Origin of the sequence: Flavobacterium sp. PS2, assembly GCF_046250155.1 — a bacterium.
Lineage (GTDB): Bacteria > Bacteroidota > Bacteroidia > Flavobacteriales > Flavobacteriaceae > Flavobacterium.
Genome location: NZ_CP176426.1, coordinates 1,514,601 through 1,535,867 on the forward strand (window position 1 = coordinate 1,514,601; position 21,267 = coordinate 1,535,867).

The 21,267-nt window shown below is 32.1% G+C and carries 16 protein-coding genes and 1 tRNA gene; 3 read left to right on the forward strand and 14 right to left on the reverse strand.

Features of this window, described 5'->3' with window-relative positions; genetic code table 11:
• The first annotated feature begins 198 nt into the window (after nucleotides 1-198).
• Nucleotides 199-1,062 (forward strand): penicillin-binding transpeptidase domain-containing protein, encoded by an 864-nt coding sequence (locus ACJ6WR_RS06365; protein ID WP_409417374.1) that lies wholly within the window; start codon nucleotides 199-201, stop codon nucleotides 1,060-1,062.
• Nucleotides 1,063-1,069: 7 nt separating this feature from the next.
• Here the strand turns inward: ACJ6WR_RS06365 and ACJ6WR_RS06370 are convergent, their stop codons facing one another.
• The 7 genes from ACJ6WR_RS06370 to ACJ6WR_RS06400 form a co-directional block, all read right to left on the reverse strand.
• Nucleotides 1,070-1,456 carry a hypothetical protein gene (locus tag ACJ6WR_RS06370; RefSeq protein ID WP_323488756.1) on the reverse strand — a complete coding sequence of 129 codons (387 nt, stop codon included), beginning with the start codon at nucleotides 1,454-1,456 and terminating at the stop codon, nucleotides 1,070-1,072.
• A 69-nt stretch (nucleotides 1,457-1,525) separates the two neighbouring features.
• Nucleotides 1,526-1,726 carry a hypothetical protein gene (locus tag ACJ6WR_RS06375; protein WP_039119806.1) on the reverse strand — a complete coding sequence of 67 codons (201 nt, stop codon included), beginning with the start codon at nucleotides 1,724-1,726 and terminating at the stop codon, nucleotides 1,526-1,528.
• A gap of 28 nt (nucleotides 1,727-1,754) precedes the next feature.
• Nucleotides 1,755-2,198, reverse strand: coding sequence for a hypothetical protein (locus ACJ6WR_RS06380; protein ID WP_409417375.1), 444 nt, complete (start codon nucleotides 2,196-2,198; stop codon nucleotides 1,755-1,757).
• A 61-nt stretch (nucleotides 2,199-2,259) separates the two neighbouring features.
• Entirely contained in the window at nucleotides 2,260-2,673 is a 414-nt protein-coding gene (locus ACJ6WR_RS06385) for a DUF4279 domain-containing protein (protein WP_409417376.1), read from the reverse strand.
• Nucleotides 2,674-2,825: 152 nt separating this feature from the next.
• Nucleotides 2,826-3,128, reverse strand: coding sequence for a hypothetical protein (locus ACJ6WR_RS06390; protein ID WP_409417377.1), 303 nt, complete (start codon nucleotides 3,126-3,128; stop codon nucleotides 2,826-2,828).
• A gap of 22 nt (nucleotides 3,129-3,150) precedes the next feature.
• On the reverse strand, nucleotides 3,151-3,501 hold the full coding sequence (locus tag ACJ6WR_RS06395) for a hypothetical protein (RefSeq protein WP_409417378.1): 351 nt from the start codon (nucleotides 3,499-3,501) through the stop codon (nucleotides 3,151-3,153).
• Nucleotides 3,502-3,737: 236 nt separating this feature from the next.
• Nucleotides 3,738-4,220 (reverse strand): hypothetical protein, encoded by a 483-nt coding sequence (locus ACJ6WR_RS06400; protein WP_409417379.1) that lies wholly within the window; start codon nucleotides 4,218-4,220, stop codon nucleotides 3,738-3,740.
• A gap of 610 nt (nucleotides 4,221-4,830) precedes the next feature.
• Here ACJ6WR_RS06400 and ACJ6WR_RS06405 point away from each other — a divergent pair.
• Nucleotides 4,831-9,114 carry an alpha-L-fucosidase gene (locus ACJ6WR_RS06405; RefSeq protein WP_409417380.1) on the forward strand — a complete coding sequence of 1,428 codons (4,284 nt, stop codon included), beginning with the start codon at nucleotides 4,831-4,833 and terminating at the stop codon, nucleotides 9,112-9,114.
• A gap of 160 nt (nucleotides 9,115-9,274) precedes the next feature.
• Nucleotides 9,275-9,784, forward strand: coding sequence for a hypothetical protein (locus tag ACJ6WR_RS06410; protein WP_409417381.1), 510 nt, complete (start codon nucleotides 9,275-9,277; stop codon nucleotides 9,782-9,784).
• A gap of 184 nt (nucleotides 9,785-9,968) precedes the next feature.
• On the opposite strand, the gene ACJ6WR_RS06415 is transcribed toward ACJ6WR_RS06410, so the two are convergent.
• From ACJ6WR_RS06415 to ACJ6WR_RS06445, 7 genes are all read right to left on the reverse strand, one after another.
• Nucleotides 9,969-10,787 carry a hypothetical protein gene (locus ACJ6WR_RS06415; protein WP_052250148.1) on the reverse strand — a complete coding sequence of 273 codons (819 nt, stop codon included), beginning with the start codon at nucleotides 10,785-10,787 and terminating at the stop codon, nucleotides 9,969-9,971.
• Nucleotides 10,788-11,447: 660 nt separating this feature from the next.
• Nucleotides 11,448-12,332, reverse strand: a complete 885-nt coding sequence (locus ACJ6WR_RS06420; RefSeq protein ID WP_409417382.1) for a PorP/SprF family type IX secretion system membrane protein — start codon at nucleotides 12,330-12,332, stop codon at nucleotides 11,448-11,450.
• A gap of 75 nt (nucleotides 12,333-12,407) precedes the next feature.
• A complete protein-coding gene (locus ACJ6WR_RS06425) occupies nucleotides 12,408-17,855 on the reverse strand; it encodes a cadherin-like beta sandwich domain-containing protein (RefSeq protein ID WP_409417383.1) in 5,448 nt (1,815 codons plus the stop codon).
• Nucleotides 17,856-18,675: 820 nt separating this feature from the next.
• Complete coding sequence (locus tag ACJ6WR_RS06430) at nucleotides 18,676-19,461, reverse strand: hypothetical protein (protein WP_086893537.1); 786 nt, start codon at nucleotides 19,459-19,461, stop codon at nucleotides 18,676-18,678.
• Between the two features lie 138 nt (nucleotides 19,462-19,599).
• Nucleotides 19,600-20,133, reverse strand: a complete 534-nt coding sequence (locus ACJ6WR_RS06435; protein ID WP_086893536.1) for a hypothetical protein — start codon at nucleotides 20,131-20,133, stop codon at nucleotides 19,600-19,602.
• Between the two features lie 364 nt (nucleotides 20,134-20,497).
• Nucleotides 20,498-20,571 (reverse strand) — tRNA-Arg (locus tag ACJ6WR_RS06440).
• A gap of 70 nt (nucleotides 20,572-20,641) precedes the next feature.
• Nucleotides 20,642-21,091, reverse strand: coding sequence for a GatB/YqeY domain-containing protein (locus tag ACJ6WR_RS06445; RefSeq protein ID WP_039114496.1), 450 nt, complete (start codon nucleotides 21,089-21,091; stop codon nucleotides 20,642-20,644).
• Nucleotides 21,092-21,267: the final 176 nt, after the last annotated feature.

Here is a 21,267-nt window from a genome sequence, read left to right on the forward strand (position 1 = left end):
ATAGTAAAGTTTTTTTAGTTTTTTGTTTTCTTGGATTGCCACGAAGTGCACGAATTTTAACGAATCAGAACATTCACTATGTTCAATTGACATAAAAAATTAGTGCACTTCGTGGCAATCCTTTTCATACAGAAATCTATAAAATCATTTTAATCTGTGGCTAAAAATATAGTCAAGAATACATTTTAAAACACCAAAATGAAATTGAAACGATTGTTATTTGGATTGTTATTTATCGGACTTCTTTTCTCCTGTTCATCGAACAAGAAAAAAGACAATTCCTCAATTACATCAAGTAGCGATAAAGTTTTAATACGTGAGGATTTTAAAAAATATTTTGATAATTGTAATGTCGAAGGCTCGATTGCAATTTATGACAATAACAATCATAAATGGATTTTATCCGACACTATCAATACAAAAAAGGAAACATTACCAGCATCGACATTTAAAATTATTAATCTGCTTATTGCATTAGAAACAGAAACTATTGCTAGTGAGAATGAGATAGTGAAATGGCCCGGAAGTACCGATACTATAAAATATGATTATCGCCCTACTATTTACCACGATATAACAGTAAAAGAAGCTTTTGAAGTTTCGGCAGGTTGGGTGTTTATAGAATTAGCTAAAAAAATTGGCAAAGCCAATTACAAAAAATATTTATCCCTTTGTCATTACGGTAATCTTGACCTCTCACAAACAGATGCTGACTTTTGGAATTTTGGTGCTTTTGGAATTTCGCCAATCAATCAGGTGGAATTTCTCAAAAAATTCTACGAAGGAAACCTTCCTTTTTCTAAGCGAAACATCGAAATAGTAAAAAAGGTAATGATAACCGAACAAAATCCAGAATATACTATTCACTCCAAAACTGGCTGGACTAGAGAAAATGAAATCAATACGGGTTGGTGGGTTGGCTACATCGAAAATAAAAGTGGGGTTTACTTTTTTGCAACACGCCTTATACAAGACAGAAAGCTAAATAGTACTAATTTCGGTCCTTGCCGAAAAGATATCACGAAGTCTGTGTTTAGGGATTTGGGGATTATAAACCCCTAACCTATTCCTACTTATTTAATTTTACATATAGTAAATGACTATACTTTCCTAAGTACAAATCATTTGGATAATTAAAAGTAATTATGTTACCGCTACCATTTAATTTTCCTTCTATTTTTCGATTTAAGAAACTAAACGCTATGATAATTCCGTCATCATTCATAGTTTTTTCAGCTTTCCAAGTACCTTTAGAATTTTCTTTTTTATCATAATTCTTTAGCTCAAAAGTTTTGTCTGGATTTAATAATAACAATCTATATTCTTTAACTTTAACTAATGAATCTCTTATTACAAATTTATCTATTTCGTACTTTCCTATTATTTGATTTTCATCAATTTTAGAAGAACAACCTGTTATAATTCCTAACAAAATAATTACATATAAATTCTTCATATTTTTAATTGTTTTCATGAATTCCAGTTGGTGTATTTCATTGGTTAACTGAATACAAAATCATTAAACCTATTCCTCTTTTGTTATCCGTTTTTTAGCAAATCTCAAAACTACTATTACTAGAATATCTAATACTATAGATCCTGCTATACTTAAATCTGTTTCGAGTGGTATTTTGTGACCTGAACCATGGGCAAGAAACCAAATTACGGCAAAAAACACAAGTAAGATGTAAAGCAATACCAACGCAATATTAATTATGATTTTCATTAGTTATTCTCTTTGTTTTAATTTTAAATTACTTCTGTTTTCTATTATGAAAAACATATTTATATTTTAGCTTCTTTTTATCAAGTAATGCATCTCCCAAAACAACATCCTCAAATTTTAGTATTTCTATCTTATTTTCCATCTCATTTCTTGGGTATGAATAATGAACATATACGGTAGAATTTATAATACTATCAATAGTAGGACGGTAATCTTCCCCTCTTAACGTAATCTTTTCTATCAATAAATTACTATTTTTATCACATATTTTTAAATCTATAACTCTTCCAAATGTGCCTTGATTAACATAGCAGATTTGAACATTTTCTTTTTTAGCAGAATACTTCTGTATAATCAAGTCTTCATCACCTTCTAAACATTGACACTCATTCTTATTCGCACAAGCATTTAAAAAGAAAACAATAACGAAAATATATTTTATACTTATCTGGTTTGTAAGCCCTAATGACATAGAAAACATTTTATTTTTTTTGCATTGAATGCACACATCGTTCATGTATCATATATTATCCCTAATCCAAAATATAAGTATCTACCTCAATTTCGGCGTCTAACTTATTTACTATCGCTAAGAAATTTCTATTAAAAGACATCACAACTCCATTATCTTTTACTATTTCTAATACAATATCAAACTTTATTGTCAATTTATTATTTTCTCTAAATACTAGTATTTTATCAACTTTATCAATAAATAACTTAACATATTCGTCTGATATTTCTTCAAAGTATATAGTGTCAATATTGTTAATAGAATACTCCCAAGCTGACTCTATTCTTTTCTTTTCTTTCTTGTTATTTTTTATTAAATCTCCTTTGTTCCAGCAAGCTGTCGGTGATATTCCGACAAGTTCAGTAAATTCATTTGAATTAAATACATCACCATAGATTGAAAAAATTAATTTTATATGTGTTTTGGCAACCATGTATTTAAATTTTATTGATTTTAAAGTAATTTTTATGAAATGTGATAATCTAAAAAGAATTTTATAATATTAAATGTAAAACAATACCAACGCAATATTAATTATGATTTTCATTAATTATTCTCTTTAATTTTTTATTGTTTTATAATATATTATCTCTCCATAAATTCTTCTATCAAAATCCTTAAAAGTTCTAAAGAGTGACCATCATTAGCACTATAAAGTCTAATAATTCTTTCAGGATCAATATCTTTTAACCCATCCTCAGCATATTTTTCATGAATAAAATCTCTAAAAGAGTCAAAAAAATCGTGAACTACGGAATCACTTTTACCAATTGAATATCCTTTAAAAAAGATAAAGAAAGATTCTACATTATCAATTGAAAACATTGCTGGTCTTTTTGAAACAAATTGAATTAAATCAATATTTTCTAGTATTGTATTATTCTCCATTATCTTAAATTATTTCTTTAAATTATTCAATATCAATCACCTTACTTCTATCCTTATAAACTTCACCCCTTTTTTCAATCAAATGAAATGCCGACATAAAAACTATGGTTGCTACTATTTGATAAAAGATATCACTCCATTTTGTAAACTCCGCTAGAGCCAAATAACAAATGACCATTGATACTATTCCGATAATAAATCCATAAATAGCATATATAATTTTATTCTTTTTACTCATGATAAAAAAATAGATAACACTCATAACAATAGTTACTTGAAATCGTACAATTATCCCTCCGTCTTTCCCATGATAATAATCTAAATCGGGTAAATTTATCTTATAGTCAATATAAAAAATGATGACTAGATTCATTAAAATTAACAGCAGTACAATAAAATATCTTTTCATTTATTCCTTAGTTTTAAAAACTTAAATAGGCTTTAAATTTGTTTCTTTAATACGTTCGTTCCAAACTTTTTCTTTATACCAATTAGAAGATTTAATCTTAACATTATAAAATAAATATTCCCCTATCAAAAATATTATAACGACAAAGCTCAATAAAGTGCCTTTTAGAATCCTTTGTTTCATATTTTTTTTCTTTTACATCATGGTATTTCCCAAGAATAAGGCTTTTTATAATAAGGACTGATCCCTCCTCCATCACTTTTAATTGGACTTTTCTTTAACTTATCATACATATCTAAAACATTATTATAATCAAGATTGAGAAAAAATGTTTCATCTTTATTAATCAAATAATATTTTATCTCCTTATTTTTTAAATCATCTTCATATTTATAAGAACCATATTCTCCCATAGAATACAGAGGTAACAAATCTTTGTCTAAAAAAATAATTTCATATATACCGTACATAATTTTTTCATTAGGATTATAACCCACACCAAAATTATAAGCTTCATTGGTCTTAATACATAGTATAATATTTCTTTTTTTGTCAGAAAGAATTTTTATTTTTTCATCAAATCCAAATAATGAAAAATTACTATCATCATATTCTAGTTTTAAATTCAATCCCCATTTACCAGACGACACATCAGCATCACATATTTGCTTAGATTCCGTCATTTTCTCTATGTCTGTTGAGAAACATATATTCTCAATGTTTTTACAATTGTCTTTACAGCTAATTATAAGCACCGAAAAGATTAGCATTAATAATTTTCTATATATCATTTTACTTTTTCATTAGCTTTCATAAATTTTATTTTTTAAAATTAATCTTCCCAAGTTAATACTTCATCTATTCCACAAAGAATATACATAACTCGTAATCAACAACTTAATCATACACGAACTTATAGAAAAGCAGATAATAGCGAATTTGTCTGTAGTTTTATTTATGATAAGATAAGACATACTTTTAATTAACGATAATAGATTTATTAGAACAAGTTCTTGAAATAAAAAAAGAAAACGATTTAAAGATAAATTTATCATTGGAGAATAAATTAAATAAATAATATTTTTTCGTGTTGTGTTATTCAATAATAATTAATATATTCGTATAGCATTGATTTTCAATTACATAAAACAACAAAACATCCAAAGCCTCATTTCCGACAGACTCTCAAAGTTTGTTATTGGCAGTATTATCTACAACAGGATATATGAGTTGTTTAAAATATCAATACCACGCCCCTTTCCCTAATATTTACTTAATAATCTAATTAATCTTATGAGAGAATCTACTCCATTAACACCTACGCTTACGGATGAAGAGTTGCTTACTATAACGCAACGATACACATTTAAATACTTTTGGGATCATGCAGATGCAAATTCAGGAATGGCATATGAGCGTCTTCCTGTTTCGGGAGGACCCGGACCCACTGTTACCTCAGGGGGCTCTGGATTTGGATTGATGGCTATTTTGGTAGGCATCGAGAGGGGATTTATTACCAGAGAACAAGGATGCCAGCGTATTGATAAAATTGTTAATTTCTTAACTAACTCGGCAACAAATTATAAAGGGGTTTTTGCCCATTGGATTAATGGAAGTACAGGTGAAACCATTCCGTTTAGTAAAAATGATAATGGAGGTGATCTGGTCGAGACCTCTTTTCTAATGCAGGGTTTGATTACTGCACGCCAATATTTCAACCAGCCAATTTTGACAGAACAGAGTCTGGTTGTTAAGATCAATGTACTTTGGAACAATGTAGATTGGGATTATTTTCGATTTGAATCAAACAAGTTGTACTGGCATTGTAATAATGAGCTGCAAAATGTGAAGGGGCTGGGTATTATCGGCTGGAATGAGTGTATGATTTCTTATATCTTGGCTGTTGCTTCACCAACTCATGCCATAGACCCCAGTTTATGGAAAAACGGTTGGTCATCTGGTGGTACTTATCATACTAAGAATAAAAAATTTTATAATATTACCCTTCCTATTGGCGACTCAAGTTTAAAAGGCGGACCTTTATTTTTCTCTCATTATTCATTTTTAGGGTTTAACCCGAAAAATTTGAGAGATAGTATTAATGATGTAAATTATTTTCAGCAAAATCAGGCTCATACATTGATAAACAGGGCGTATTGCGAAGAAAATCCGCTGGCTTATAAAGGATATGGCGAAAACAAAGCCTGGGGTTTGACAGCTTGTGATGGAAATATCACTTACACTGCTCATTGCCCGGGAAATGACAAAGGTGTGATCGCTCCAACAGCAGCTCTCTCGGCAATGCCTTATACGCCCAAAGAATCATTAGCCGCCCTGAGATATTTTTACGAGAAGCTGGGAACAAAGATCTGGAACGAGAAAGCAGGATTTGTAGACGCTTTTAATGAAACCGTCAATTGGAACGATATTTATTATTTGGCTATCGACCAAGGTCCGATTATTTGTATGATCGAAAATTACCGTACAGGTTTGCTATGGGATTATTTTATGTCGGCTCCTGAAATTCAAACAGCTTTAGGTAAGCTGAGTTTTAAGCCGGATTTTTATCCGCATCCAATAATTAGAGAACCACTTGTATTTGATAATTTTGAAAACGGAAAGATCAACTTTACAAATCAAATAAAAGTTAATCCTGTAGCCGATATGCGGATTACGGTGGTAGACAATCCGGACAAAACAGGATCGAACATAAGCAATAAGGTACTGAAATTTGAACGTATTGGAAATTCTGTTATATGGGCAGGATTTTTCTGTACTCCAAATGTACCCGTTTCTGAGTATAAGTATTTGTACATGAAGTATTATCGCAATAATCCGAATTCTCAGATCAGAGTTAATATTTCAGACGGAGGAAACAATGAATTCTTATCTCAAAGCCCATTGGATAAACAAAACGAATGGGGCGTAGCAGTGTTTGATTTATTAACGAACAAAGTAAAAAATATTTCTGTGTTTGGTATTCAGCCTGATTATACGGCTAATGCTGCAATTGGAGATGTTGTTTATATTGATGAGTTAATTTTTAGCGATACAGAGATCGATATTAATCCTTTCTACAATAACAATCCTAAAGAATTAAAAGCAACTGATGTAAAGACTAATTCTATTTCTTTGTCGTGGGATGCAATTCCAGCAGTAACTTCATACGATGTATTTAAAGAAGGTGTTTTTTATCAAAATGTTACTGCTAACACAATAACTATACATAATTTGAATTCATTTGATATTTACTGTTTCGCGGTAAGGGGCAGGGATGACAATCTGGATATTTTAACTAAGATGAGTAACACCCTTTATGTAACGACTCTTGAGACAAAAGAGCATAAAGATCAACGAATGGCCTGGTGGCGTGAAGCAAGTTTTGGACTTTTTTTGCATTGGGGAGGCTACTCCGGACTGGCGGGACACTATACAGGACCAACTTTAATAAAATCAGGTTCGGGAATTGGACCTGATTATTGGATGCAGGATTATTATTCAACTTATCGCCCGGAATGGATTAATCTGGATGGAACTATTAAAATCGATCCCGCTACAGGTGAGCCTTACAAACCCGGCCAATATGCCGAATGGATTATGTTTGCAGCCCAGATTCCGAGAAACGAATACAAAACACGCTGGCAGCAAAATTTTACGGCACAAAACTTCAATGCTTCAGAATGGGTAAGAATGGCAAAGGAGGCCGGTATGAAATATATTGTCGTTACCGCCAAACACCATGAAGGTTTGGCTTTGATGCACACTCATCATGTTGGATATAATATTGAAGATGAAACCAATATTGCAGCCGATGTTTTAAAAGACTTGGTGACTGAGGCTCATGCAGCAGGATTGAAAATAGGATTTTATTATTCTCAATGTCTGGACTGGATGAATCCGGGAGGAATGGGATGGATTCCTCAGAATACAACACCCGATCATGAGGCTTCCTATCTGGAAAAGGCACAATATACTGATACTATTGTGGTTCCTCATATTCAAACCATGATTAATGACTATAATATTGACCTGATTTGGTGGGATATGGGAGGCTCCAGTACACCCGAATTCCGGTATCGAATGATGAAAGCAATTAAAAACATTCCCGGATCAGATCGTTTGATATTCAATAACCGAATGGAAGATGGTTTGACAGCAGATTTTAATACTCCTGAACAAAGTATTCCTACTATGCCGCCAAATGGAGATGGAACAGATTGGGAAACTTGTATGACAATGAATGACAATTGGGGTTATGATGCTTATGATCCGCGTTGGAAAACCGAAAAAGATTTAATTCAAAAGCTGATTGATATTGTTAGTAAAGGAGGTAATTTTCTTCTCAATGTAGGTCCGGAGGCAGATGGGACATTTCCGCCCGAAGCAATCGACAGACTTAATGGATTTGCCTACTGGATGAGTATAAATAAAATGGCTATCGATAAAACCCAATCCAGTCCTTATACTACACAATTACTTTGGGGACGAGCTACCAGCAAAATTATCGACGGAACACAATACTTATACCTGCATGTATTTGCAGATTATTGGCCTCTGAATGAAAAATTAAATGTTCCTGATCTGCCTGATGGAAGTGTTGTAAAAGCGTATTTCCTTGCAGATATTCACAAAACAGCATTGGATATAACTCCCAATGATGGGTTTTCCGGATATACTATTTCGGTACCTGCAGCTCCTTTGGATAATATCAGTACAACCATTGTCTTAGAAATGTCAAGAATTGTGGATATTCTTTTCACTTTTGTTAAACAATTCAATGATGGTACACTCAATTTGAATCCAATCGATGCTGTTGCTCCTGGATTAAGCATTCAAAATGCACCGCTATATGAACTTGGGACATGGGTTAATGATGCTAACTTTGCCACTTGGCACGTTGAAGTTATTCAATCCGGAAATTTCATTTTAGATGCAGTTGTATCAGGCTATTCGGGACAGTTTGTGCTAAAAGTAAATGGAGTAGATCAAGGACCTTATCCATTTACAATTACAACAAGAGGTTTTGAGAATTATCAAGTCTTATCCATTGGAACAATTAATTTACCGGTTGGTATTTATAACATCGAACTGCACCGTATTTCGGGCGGAGGATGGGATCCTGTAAATGTGCGTCAAATTTCGATTCATCCCCAAATTGATAGAACTCCTATTATCAATCAAAATGCAGACAGAACCCTTGTTGTTGCCGGACAAAATGCCATATTGCACGGAAGCGGTATTGGGATAGGAAATCCACCTTATTACAGCATTGCCGGATGGACAAATCCAGCTGCTTATGCGGCTTGGAGAGTGAAAGTGAACGAGGCAGGCATTTATCACTGGCAATGTGAACTGGCGGGTATTTCCGGTAAATTTCAATTGGTGATAAAAGAAATTTCAAGTATTATTTATCCGTTTACAACAACTGACAGTAGTTTCATGAACTATCAAATCAAGCAATTAGGTGATGTTTATCTGTACGAAGGAATTTATTATATCGAATTGCATCGTATTTCCAACGGAGGCTGGGATCCTGTTAATGTGCGTAACATTACCTTTTACCAAGATCTGCTTTAGTAGGTAATTGATCTAATAAAAATAGTTATATATTAGTAATGACAGAAATGAGCTAATAACTGTATCTCTATTTGATAGAGATACAGAAACTATTTTATTACATCTAAAGATAGCTACTACTTGAAACAAAAAATACATCTGTAACACATTGATTGTAGATATGATTAAACTTGAAAAGCTGATTATTATTGGGATTGTAATACTTTGTAGTAGTTGCAATAAAAAAAATGAAGTTGTAAAACCAAAGATAGAACAAGACGTTAAAGACCAAAAGCACTTAGTTTTAGACTATCACAAAAATTATTTCAAAAAGCTACGAAATGAAATGGATAGAATAGAAATTTCTCTCTATAAAATTAAAGACGATACTCGGCAGGACACAACAAAACTTGTTGGATTAGACAGAATACTTGATAAAAAGAAAATAAATACATTTGATTCTTTATTTGATTCAACAAAAAATGAAGGCTACTGCTGCTGTCCTAAAACTCATTATAGAATCGATTTATATAAGCAGCAAAAAAGACTAAAAAGGTTTGATGTTGATACTTTAAAAGTAAAAGATAAAGCATTTATTTTTGATACAAGTTATCAAACATCGTACATAATTCCTTTAACTGTTTGGAACAATTTCTTAACTGATTCCAGAGTTGTTTCTACTAACAAATGAAATTTCAAAGACATAAAAAAAACTATTTCATTACGAAATAGGTTTTTTATTTTATAAACTCCTCGGTTCAAAATTTAAACCTTTTACTTGAATATTTTCGGGCTTTAAGCAACTTGTCAGAGGTATGAAAAGAAAGTATTTAATTTTTAAAATTTATTACAAGCGCTAAATAAGCTTTAATCTCTTAATTATGTAACTGATTTTTGAGAGCATACAACTTGCTTCTAAGATTTTTCAACATTAGAGGATCAGAAACTTTACCTTTAACCCTGGTTAAAAAAATAACTTCTCCGATAGTCATCTTTAGAGCATGACCTTGTTTATTAAAAAGTTCCGAAATCAGTTTTGAAGTTTGCAACATAGGGTGAATTGATTTTAACATACTGAAGAAAAAACCATTATTTCCATGAAAATATATAGGCAGAATAGGAACATCTGCTTTACAGATAATTTTCCCAACCACAGGATGCCACTCCGGATCTGTGATTTCACTTGTCTTAAAATTATAAGATGAAACTTCTCCAGCAGGAAATATTGCAACAGGAATACCTTCTGATAAAGCTTTTAGCGTCATTTTTAATCCCGTGATACTCGCAGAATTTTGCAGATTTTCAAATGGATTTACTGCGATAATGCATTTTTCAAGATTTGGTATTTCCTTTAATAAAAAATTCCCCATATACATTGTATCAGGACGTATTTTTGCAATTGTACTTAATAAAGCTAATGATTCGATACCTCCATAAGGATGATTTGCAACAACAATAAAAGCTCCCTCACGAGGAATATTTAGTAATTCGGTAGCATCATATTGGACTTTTACACCAATTTTCATTAAAACATAATTAGCAAAATCTGCACCCTCAAGATTACCTGCTTCTTTTACAACAGTATTTAAATTGTTAATTTTCATTACTTTCATTAAATAAGAGGATAATCCCGGGATAGGAATTTTAGAAAGGCCAGCAGCTTCAGAAAATTTTTCTTTGGAGATCAATGTCATATATTATAGCTAATTAAGGTTGAATGCGAAAAACTAATAAAAAACCTAAAAGGAATGGAATTAGCAATAAGTTAATGTGTATTTGGGAACTTTGTTATTATGACTTGAAACTAGAATTTGAAGTTATGAAAAGGAGAGATGATCAATCATCTGCATATTCTTTATCGCAATCATGGGTAAAGATACTCTGATTTTATACGTGAACGTTGAATATACGAATAAAACAATTTTAAAGAGGAACTATATTCACTTCATATTCAACTTTTGAACATGATTACATATTTCTTTTAACACTGACTTCGTAATTATAGAAATAAAAAAAAAGGTAAAATACATTATGTATTTTACCTTTTTTTATGAACAATCTTGATACAAAATTAGAGCCTTTTACTTAGAGATTTCCAGATTTTGTGAAACTTGACAGAGGTCTGAAAAGAAAAGCATTTGATTCCCTAAGTTTATGAAACATGATTAAAAATACCAAAACTTACTCTAGCATTAGCTTTCCATTTTTAAATCCAAAAAACATCAGGCACCTCTAAATTACTCAACAGTCATAACCAATTCATTTTCAAATTCGTTCCTAAAATAAAACTCTTTTTTATAAAAAAATCGTGTAAGGAGCGGAGCTTCTTATTTGAATTCTAACAAACTCTTTTATTACATTTTATAACTAAGTCCACATTCAAAAGTATTGTTTGCATAAGCACCCAATGCTCCAAAATATTTAGAGTAAGCCAGGAAAACACCCAAATCATCAAGCGAAATTCCAAATGCTGTAGAAACAGTTTTATTAGTATGGTAAAACGCAGAAATGTTTATTTTATAATCTGGAAAATTAAACCTTCCACCCATATCCAAAATATCTTTGTGCCCTTTAACACCTCTATAAGCTAACAATGGCTCAACATTTAAGTTTTCATCTCCATTTGATAGTAATATCTTGTAACTTATAGCCGAATAAAAAGTAGAACGATCTGCATAATTTTTAATACCATTATCATTTTCATAGAAAAGATTATGAAGTTTTGGCAATGATGCCTGAACTGTTAATAATTTGCTAGTATAAGCAATACCCAAATCTCCATCAAAAATGGCACCCTCGTTATAGTTCTGTAGTGCAACATCATCCAGACTTCCTTCCACTTTATTATAATCTATAGCAGAAAATTTTGCACCCGCAGACAAGCCGAAATGTATCTTTTGGTCAACTCCTGTTGGTAAATGATAAGCATAAGTTCCCATTATCCTTGTCCTATTGATTAAACCTGCTCTGTCGCTATTAACATTTAACCCTAGTCCAGTTCTGTTTCCGGAATTGTATTCGAAAGTAGCATTCATTAATATCGGATTTCCCGGAACTTCATCCCATTGTCTTTGGTAACCTACATTAAACTTCATCCCTTTATCTAACCCTGCCATTGCAGGGTTGTTTAAATATTGGTTTTGAAAATACATAGACTCGAATTCTGTTAACTGCGCATTTGCGGAGTTTGTCCCTAATATAATCAGGAACATAATTACCTGTATATAGATTGCTCTCATTGATTTTATTTTCATTGTATTCATTTCTGTGTGGCTATCTTCTAACCATTTTTACTATTCTTATTTATTTTATTCTTAATTGTTATCTCTAATAATTGAAATGAACCCTTTCATTTTAGGTGAACCATTTCCTAGATCAATTAAATAGTAATAAGTATCCTCATTAAGTGGAGATCCTTTATAAGTACCATCCCACTCATTGTTATAATTATTTTTAGAATACACTAATCTTGCTGCTCTATCAAAAACTTTAACCGAATTGTTTGGATATTTATCAAGACCTGGAACTATCCAAAAATCATTTTTACCATCTCCGTTTGGAGTAACAATGTTTGTTGGTATAATTTCTTGTGGTACAGCATCTGCTCTATTTACAATAACAATATATGTTTCTTGTGTACCATCTGGCGCTGTAACCACTACTGTAACTTCGTTATCACCAACTTTTAAATCGATTGGAGCTGTAGCATCTGTAATCGTTTTTCCGTCAACAATCATTTCAACCTTTGCATCCGGATCGATTGATTTAGGTGTAATTACAATTGAGTCAGTTTCATTTGGTACATCTACACTATAATCTTTTGTATCTGTATTAAAAGCAGGACTTAATGTCCCATCACTTACAACAATATCAGATAAACCAGCATTATCAGAAGGCTTATCATTAGCATCTTCTCTTGTAACAATTACAGTGTAAGTTTCTTGTGTACCGTCAGGAGCAGTAACCACTACTGTAACTTCGTTATCACCAACTTTTAAATCGATTGGAGCTGTTGGATCTGTAATCGTTTTTCCGTCAACAATCATTTCAACCTTTGCATCCGGATCGATTGATTTAGGTGTAATTACAATTGAGTCAGTTTCATTTGGTACATCTACACTATAATCTTTTGTATCTGTATTAAAAGCAGGACTTAATGTCCCATCACTTACAACAATATCAGATAAACCAGCATTATCAGAAGGCTTAACATTAGCATCTTCTCTTGTAACAACAACAGTATATGTTTCTTGTGTACCGTCAGGAGCAGTAACCACTACTGTAACTTCGTTATCACCAACTTTTAAATCGATTGGAGCTGCGTTATCAGTAATCGTTTTTCCATCAACTATCATTTCAACTTTGGCATCCGGATCTTTTGGTGTAGGTGTAACTATGATTGAGTTAGTTCCATTTGGTACATCAACTGTATATCCTTTAGTGTCTGTATTAAAAATAGGACTTAAAGTTCCTTCACTAACCGTAATATCAGCTAAACCTGCATCATTAGAAGGCTCTCTTGTAACAACAACAGTATATGTTTCTTGTGTTCCGTCAGGAGCAGTCATAACTACTGTAACTTCATTATCACCAACTTTTAAATCGATTGGAGCTGCGTTATCAGTAATCGTTTTTCCATCAACTATCATTTCAACTTTGGCATCCGGATCTCTTGGTGTAGGTGTAACTATGATTGAGTTAGTTCCATTTGGCACATCAACTGTATATCCTTTAGTATCTGTATTAAAAACAGGACTTAAAGTTCCTTCACTAACCGTAATATCAGCTAAACCTGCATCACTAGAAGGCTCTCTTGTAACAACAACAGTATATGTTTCTTGTGTTCCGTCAGGAGCAGTCATAACTACTGTAACTTCATTATCACCAACTTTTAAATCGATTGGAGCTGCGTTATCAGTAATCGTTTTTCCATCAACTATCATTTCAACTTTGGCATCTGGATCTCTTGGTGTAGGTGTAACTATGATTGAGTTAGTTCCATTTGGCACATCAACTGTATATCCTTTAGTGTCTGTATTAAAAACAGGACTTAAAGTTCCTTCACTAACCGTAATATCAGCTAAACCTGCATCACTAGAAGGCTCTCTTGTAACAACAACAGTATATGTTTCTTGTGTTTTTCCATCCTGTGCTGTAATTATAGTAGTAATCTCATTTTTACCAACTTCTAAAAGAATGTTTCCACTAGCAGTTCCATTAGCTACTTCTTTTCCGTTTACTGTTATTGTTGCAGTACTATCAGAAGTAAAAGGTGTAACTGTAATATCTTTAACATCGTTTTTTACTGTAGCTGTATAATCTTTAGTTACCTCTGCAAATACTGGGCTTAAAGTACCTTCGCTAATAGCTAAATCTGTCATACCTGCATTACTAGAAGGCTCTCTTGTAACAATTACAGTATAAGTATTAATAGTTCCATCTTGAGCTGTTATTATAGTGGTAATCTTATTTTCACCTACTTGTAAAGTAATTTCTCCGCTAGGAGTTCTACTAGGCACTTCTACTCCATTTACTGTTACTTTTGCTTCAGTGTCTGCTGTAGTTGGTGTAACTGTAATAGTTTTAACATCATTTGGTACTGTAGCTGTATAATCTTTAGTTCCTTCTGCAAAATCCGGACTTAACTTACCTTCACTAATAGCTAAATCTGTTAAACCTGCATTAGTAGATTTAGTCACTTCTAAAGTACCAGAAACGAAAGTAATATCATAATTTGTTGATTTTGCTCCACTAACAGTGATGTCATATTTTCCTACTGAACTATCTTTAACTGCCTGCGTAACAATTGTCACTGGCATACTTAAACTTGTAACAGTATCTCCATTTACAAACCCAACATAAGTTGCTGTTAAAACTGGATTATCAATACCATGCTCTTTTTCTTTATTATCTGCTGTGATTTTTAGCTCAGCAGGAGTAACAGTTAATAATCCTTTGTTATCATAAGTAATGGTATAGTTTGATGAAACTGCTTCACTAGCTATGATTGGATAAGTTCCTACTCCACTTCCTATAAGTGCACTAGTTACAATTTTAGCTGATGGAGCCAAACTTGCTTCAGTATCTTCATTTACAAAACCAACATAACTTACTGTTAAAACTGGATTCTGAGATCCGTAAACTTTACTATTATCATTTGTTGTAATAGTTAAAGCCGCAGGAGTAATAGTCAATGATCCTTTATTAACATATGTAATTTTATAATTTAATGAAGCCGCTCCAGTAGCTGTAATTTCATATTTTCCTACGGGGCTTCCTGTAACTGCTGTAGTAGCAATTGTAGGCTTTGCGGTTAAATTCGCTTCAGTTTCACCAGGCACAAAACCATCATAACTTACTGTTAAAACTGGATTCTGAGATCCGTAAACTTTACTATTATCATTTGTTGTAATAGTTAAAGCCGCAGGAGTAATAGTTAATGATCCTTTATTAACATATATAATTTTATAATTTGATGAAGCCGCTCCAGTAGCTGTAATTTCATATTTTCCTACTGGGCTTCCTGTAACTGCTGTAGTAGCAATTGTAGGCTTTGCGGTTAAATTCGCTTCAGTTTCACCAGGCACAAAACCATCATAACTTACTGTTAAAACTGGATTCTGAGATCCGTAAACTTTACTATTATCATTTGTTGTAATAGTTAAAGCTACAGGAGTAATAGTTAATGATCCATTTATCGGCTCATATTTAAACTTATAATTCAATGCCTCTGCTCCAGTAGCAGTGATTGGATAAGTTGTTCCTGCTACACTTCCTTTAACTGCCGTAGTTGTAATTGTAGGTAGTTTAATTAAAATCGCTACAGTCTCTCCATTTACAAATCCATCATAACTTACTGTTAAAACTGGATTGTCTGATCCATAAGCTTTTTCCTTGTTCTCTGCTTTGATAGTTAATTCTGCTTTATCTACAGTACTTGTCGCTATTGGTATATTTACCGTAGTTGTACCATTACTCGTTAAAGCAATATTTCCAGAAGAATAACTTCCTGCTGCAGTTGTCGCTTTTAATCGAACATAAATCTTTGATTGCGCAATATTACCAGTCGCTCCAAGAGTAAGTGTATTAGCAAAAGTAATTCCATCTGTACTTACTTCAAACTCTGAAGATGGCGTAACTACAATTCCTTCAAGCATTGCGATACCTGTTATATCAAAGTTTTTTGATACTGATGGTGTGCCATAAATTGTCGTTAATGCTGGTAAGCTATTTGTACTTACTACTATTGTTGGTCCAACATTTACGATACCACTATTAGAAGTAAAATAAACATTATTTTTATTCACTGCGTTTGAAAGTGAGCTTCCCCATGATCCACCAGATCCTGCATTGCCACCAAGTTTTATACTTTTAGCTGTATGCACGAAACCAGCTGTAAGATCAGCAACTACTCCAGTCGCTATAGAAAAAGTATCATTTATTGTAGTTTTAGCACCAAATGTTTTAACTCCAGTTCCTGATAATACCAAATTATTATAAGTTATGGATCCTGATCCTAAATTTTGAGCTTCTCCATTAAATTCTACAGTACCAGTTCCTGGTACAAAATTACTTCCGTTACCTACAACATCTCCTGAAATTTTTAAAATACTTGAACCTCCGTTTAATGTTCCTTGGGTTCTAATCCATTTAGTAAATGTATGAGTCAAATTTTTTCCAAGATTAAGTGCCCCACCTATACCGTCAATTGTTAATTCTTCTGCCTTAACATTAGCTGTAAAAGTAGCTGTTCCAGCAGTTTTGCTCATAACAACTCCCTTTGTAGATACAAAACCACCAATATTTTGATTACTTGTACCTGTCAAATAAACATATCCATCAGTTATTAATGACCCTTCGCTGTTCATAAAATTACCCGCAAAATACATATTACTGTTGTTACCAACTACTAATGAAGCTTCTGAATCTATGATAAGCGACACTCCTTTATCAAATTTCTTCTCTAAATTATCACCTATAGTGACTACTTTTGGAGCAATAGTAGAAATCTGAACCCCACCTTTCGAAACAAAGGGAGTAACCCACTCCGGTCCAACTGTCTGATTCGATACACTATTGTACCTTAAAGCTGCATTATCACCATAAACTGGCGCAGCAGAAGCTGTAGCAGAACCAGTCATAGTTAGCGTACCATTTACAATTACTCCAGAACCAATTGTTCTTACACCACTACCAGAAAGCGTTAGATTATGATAACTATATGCACCAACAGATCGTGTTGTTGTACCATTATAAGTTACAGTTCCTTTTTGATCTGATACAGTACCAGTATTTAAAGAACCTCCAGTCATCATTCCTCCAATTAGTAAATTTCCATCTCCGGAAAAAGTCACATCATTTTGAAGCGCAGTTCCATTCATTTTAACATCACCTTTTACAGTTACAGTTGAGCCGATATTTAAACTACACTTGCTGGTAGCTACGCTACTATTCATAATTATTGATGCAGTAGTCAATCCACCTAACCCCTTAACTGTCAAAACAACAATACTACCTGGAGTTGAATTTTGCAACGTAAGAGTACCGCAAGTAATTCCTGGGATAGATATTATCGGCTGATATAGCACATTAGGTCCGTTTGATATTAATATATCATTGTCAAATGTCGGCATTCCTTCAGGCGCCCAATTTGCATCATCATCCCATGCAGTGCTCTGGGCTCCTGTCCATGTTTTTAGATCTTGGCCATATCCTATATTAAATAAAAGAATGGCTAATACTATAAGTAAATTTTTGTTCATTTTTATTTTATTTCTGTTCGTTTTTTTTTAAGTTTTTATTCATTTTTGCTAATTTTCTATTTCATCTTTTTAATTTTTTAAATTCATTTATTTATCACTCTTTTTGTTAATTTTAAAGACCAATACAACTCTTTAAAAACAATCGCACATAACTCACTAAACATTAATTTTAAAATTCTCAAAAAACACTTTAAGCAAGTAGGAATTTTACAAAAAAACAACCCCAAAAACATAATATCCTGATTGTAAAATTATTGCAATTATAAGTTGGCGAGTTAGCCAACCATGAGAGTTAGCGCTATTATATTATTCAAATATTGCAGTAATTAAGATCTGTTTTTACTTTCAAAAGTTTTTAAACTGACAAATAAAGATATTTATAAGAAATCTTGTGTTATTTTAAAAATATAAACAAGTATAATCTTTAAAAAATAAAAAATGCTCAAATATTGCACTTCAATGATAATCTAATCAAATAGATAGCGCAAAGTAGATTCTAAAATTGAATAAAAGAGGTAAAAATGATAAGCTTTGAGTTCCAATGATTACCAATTAAGACTCATAAAGAGAACATGTGATAATTCATATATTCAAAAAAAAAGGTAAAATACATTATGTATTTTACCTTTTTTGTGACCTTGACGGTACAGAATTCGAACCGTTTATATGAAGATTTGAGAATTTTAAATGAATTTCTTACCGAAAATATCACTTAAATTTGTCTATATTTTTAGTTAACGCATAGGTATACGAGTATAGAGAACGACAGCTGGAAGATTTTAATACTTACTCGTATGCAGATATGCAGACTTAATTATAGTTAATAATATTTATAATGTTCTTCATCCATTTTTACCCCATCTGCAATTCTGATAAAAGTTCTTTTGGTCACATTTCCCTTCTGATCAAATTCATATTCATAATAGGCGACATAACCGTTATTATTTTTTAGTTTTTTAACTAAATTTTTACTTGATTTCCCTAAATATGCCTTGCCAAAATTACTATTGGTTAATGAATTGAGTTTGTCGTCAAAATACTCATACTCGAGAACACCGGAATTTTCCCATACTGCTCCATCTGGGTTCACACTTCGGTTAGTTGTAGTCTCCTTTGCCAAATTCCCGTTCAAGTATTCATACTCGTATGTCGAGGAAGAGTTATACGTTATATAATCATTGAAGATTACTTTTTTTATTAAAAAGCCATCTGTATTATACGTATTTATCAAACGGTTTGTGAGTGCCTTTGTTTTGGAAAACTCATTAACAGTAACCTCTTTTTCAAATAGATTGCTCTCGTTTAAAACGATCTTACACCAAACACCATTTCGATTATTAACTATACTGTCCTGATAATAATCATAACTTACTATTTGTGCTTCAGCTTCATTTAGATTTTTCAATTCTCTTAGCTCATTTATATCATAACTATTCGAAATTTCCTTTATTAATCTATTCTTATTATCATACTCATAATTAACTTTTATAACATGTTTGCCGCTGACATGACGGTATTCACTAATTAACGAACTATGATTTTGAGCATTACATTTTAAGAAAGAAAATAAAATTGAAATAAGAAGTGCAGTATAAATGTTTTTCATTCTTTTGTTTAAATTTCTGACTTCATATTTGGGCAATTAACACAATACAAACTTCAATTTATTACTATAATAAAAAAGAAACAAGTTAGTGATTAAGAGGCTAAAAATGCATAGATCGTTCAGATTTATCTTTGTTTACTAAATTTTAGGCTCTGTAAATACTTTCCATTTTCCATCCACTTTTAGTACTTCACCAATATTAAATCGGAGAGTATCTTTATTGTTTTCCGAAACAAAAATCCCCCATGGTTCTTCAAACAAAATATCTTCACATTCGCATTCCGATTCATTTAATGGCTCAGGTGAAATAGCTCTTTCAAAACCAATGAATCTCAAATTATCCAAATTTCCATATCGTTTTTCAAGCGATGATGCGAGATTCATATAATAATCTGTGAATTCAACAATTGCACTATCAATGACATATGGATGTTCTTTCATTACACGTGGAAATCCTCTATACACACATTCATTGCTTTCCATATATTTGGCCGTGTTTTTATCTGGTATCATATCCGAAACAAACTCAGTGATTCCCTTTTTGTCTTTGGATTTAATGGCTTTAAAACTAGCTATATACAATTCATCAATTGTTTCGTATCCACGAGATTTTGTACAGCTTAATAGTACTAACAAAAAAGAGATAAAAGTAATTTGCTTTATTATTTTCATTTTTCTAATCTTTAATTTTTCTTGTTATCATTTCGTTGTCTGCAAAGAATAGAACAATCTTTATTAAATTACATTTTTGAACTAAAAACTGAGGGTTTTAAGCCCAAAAAAATTAGAAAGCTAAAATTTATCGCAATAAAAACTTTATTAAAACCAATGGTTCCACAAACAAAAAACCTGAAACGAATATAAGAATTAACTTTAATCCATAAAGGATAAATTTGAGAATTTAAATCCTTGACGGGATTTGAATCAAAAAAGGCTTATGAACCTTGAACTTACAAAAAAGTAAAAACTTGACGGAATTTTTCAAACCATAAAAAGCCTGTAAAATATTGATTTTACAGGCTTTTTAATTTTCTTGTGACCACGGTAGGGTTCGAACCTACAACCCTCAGAGTCGAAATCTGATATTCTATCCAGTTGAACTACGCGGTCAAAATATTTAAAATTCAATTTTTTAAATTCCAAATTCCAATTTTAAGTTTGGAATTTATTTTTTGGATTTTTATACTAATAATTTCTTCACAATAGTCGAAATGGTTTTTCCTTCAGCAGTTCCACCCAATTGAGCAGATGCTAATCCCATTACTTTACCCATTGAAGCAATTCCAGAAGCTCCAGTTTCCGCAATGATTTTTGCAATAACTGCCTCTACTTCTTCTTCGCTTAATTGTGCAGGCAAGAATTTCTCGATTACAGCAATCTGAGCTAATTCTGGCTCAGCTAAATCTGGACGATTTTGCTCTGTAAAAATTCTAGCGCTCTCTTTACGAGTTTTAACTAGTCTCTGAAGTAATTTAATTTCATCATCTTCCGTTAATTCTTCTTTAGATCCTGTAGCTGTAGCGGCCAATAACATTTCTGATTTAATTGCTCTTAAAGCTTCTAATGCAACAGTATCTTTTGCTCTCATGGCGGTTTTAATTTCGTCCATGATTAATGTTTGTAAACTCATCTCAGTTTTATTTTTTTATAAGCCAGGCTTATAGATTTATATATTTATTTAAAATTTGTTCTCTCCTTATTTATCCTGAACAAAGCCGAAGGACTCGAACTGATAATAAAATTCACTTTAAAAGTCTATGAAAGAAGTCAAATTTCTAATTCTGTGCGAAGATAAAAAAAATAACC

Bases quoted from the DNA above. Each gene is read 5' to 3' on its own strand.
- ACJ6WR_RS06365 (WP_409417374.1), top strand. From the start codon at position 199: ATGAAATTGAAACGATTGTTATTTGGATTGTTATTTATCGGACTTCTT.
- ACJ6WR_RS06385 (WP_409417376.1), bottom strand. From the start codon at position 2,673: ATGGTTGCCAAAACACATATAAAATTAATTTTTTCAATCTATGGTGAT.
- ACJ6WR_RS06380 (WP_409417375.1), bottom strand. From the start codon at position 2,198: ATGTCATTAGGGCTTACAAACCAGATAAGTATAAAATATATTTTCGTT.
- ACJ6WR_RS06390 (WP_409417377.1), bottom strand. From the start codon at position 3,128: ATGGAGAATAATACAATACTAGAAAATATTGATTTAATTCAATTTGTT.
- ACJ6WR_RS06430 (WP_086893537.1), bottom strand. From the start codon at position 19,461: ATGAAAAACATTTATACTGCACTTCTTATTTCAATTTTATTTTCTTTC.
- ACJ6WR_RS06420 (WP_409417382.1), bottom strand. From the start codon at position 12,332: ATGAGAGCAATCTATATACAGGTAATTATGTTCCTGATTATATTAGGG.
- ACJ6WR_RS06400 (WP_409417379.1), bottom strand. From the start codon at position 4,220: ATGACGGAATCTAAGCAAATATGTGATGCTGATGTGTCGTCTGGTAAA.
- ACJ6WR_RS06445 (WP_039114496.1), bottom strand. From the start codon at position 21,091: ATGAGTTTACAAACATTAATCATGGACGAAATTAAAACCGCCATGAGA.
- ACJ6WR_RS06410 (WP_409417381.1), top strand. From the start codon at position 9,275: ATGATTAAACTTGAAAAGCTGATTATTATTGGGATTGTAATACTTTGT.
- ACJ6WR_RS06395 (WP_409417378.1), bottom strand. From the start codon at position 3,501: ATGAATCTAGTCATCATTTTTTATATTGACTATAAGATAAATTTACCC.
- ACJ6WR_RS06405 (WP_409417380.1), top strand. From the start codon at position 4,831: ATGAGAGAATCTACTCCATTAACACCTACGCTTACGGATGAAGAGTTG.
- ACJ6WR_RS06415 (WP_052250148.1), bottom strand. From the start codon at position 10,787: ATGACATTGATCTCCAAAGAAAAATTTTCTGAAGCTGCTGGCCTTTCT.
- ACJ6WR_RS06435 (WP_086893536.1), bottom strand. From the start codon at position 20,133: ATGAAAATAATAAAGCAAATTACTTTTATCTCTTTTTTGTTAGTACTA.
- ACJ6WR_RS06425 (WP_409417383.1), bottom strand. From the start codon at position 17,855: ATGAACAAAAATTTACTTATAGTATTAGCCATTCTTTTATTTAATATA.
- ACJ6WR_RS06375 (WP_039119806.1), bottom strand. From the start codon at position 1,726: ATGAAAATCATAATTAATATTGCGTTGGTATTGCTTTACATCTTACTT.
- ACJ6WR_RS06370 (WP_323488756.1), bottom strand. From the start codon at position 1,456: ATGAAGAATTTATATGTAATTATTTTGTTAGGAATTATAACAGGTTGT.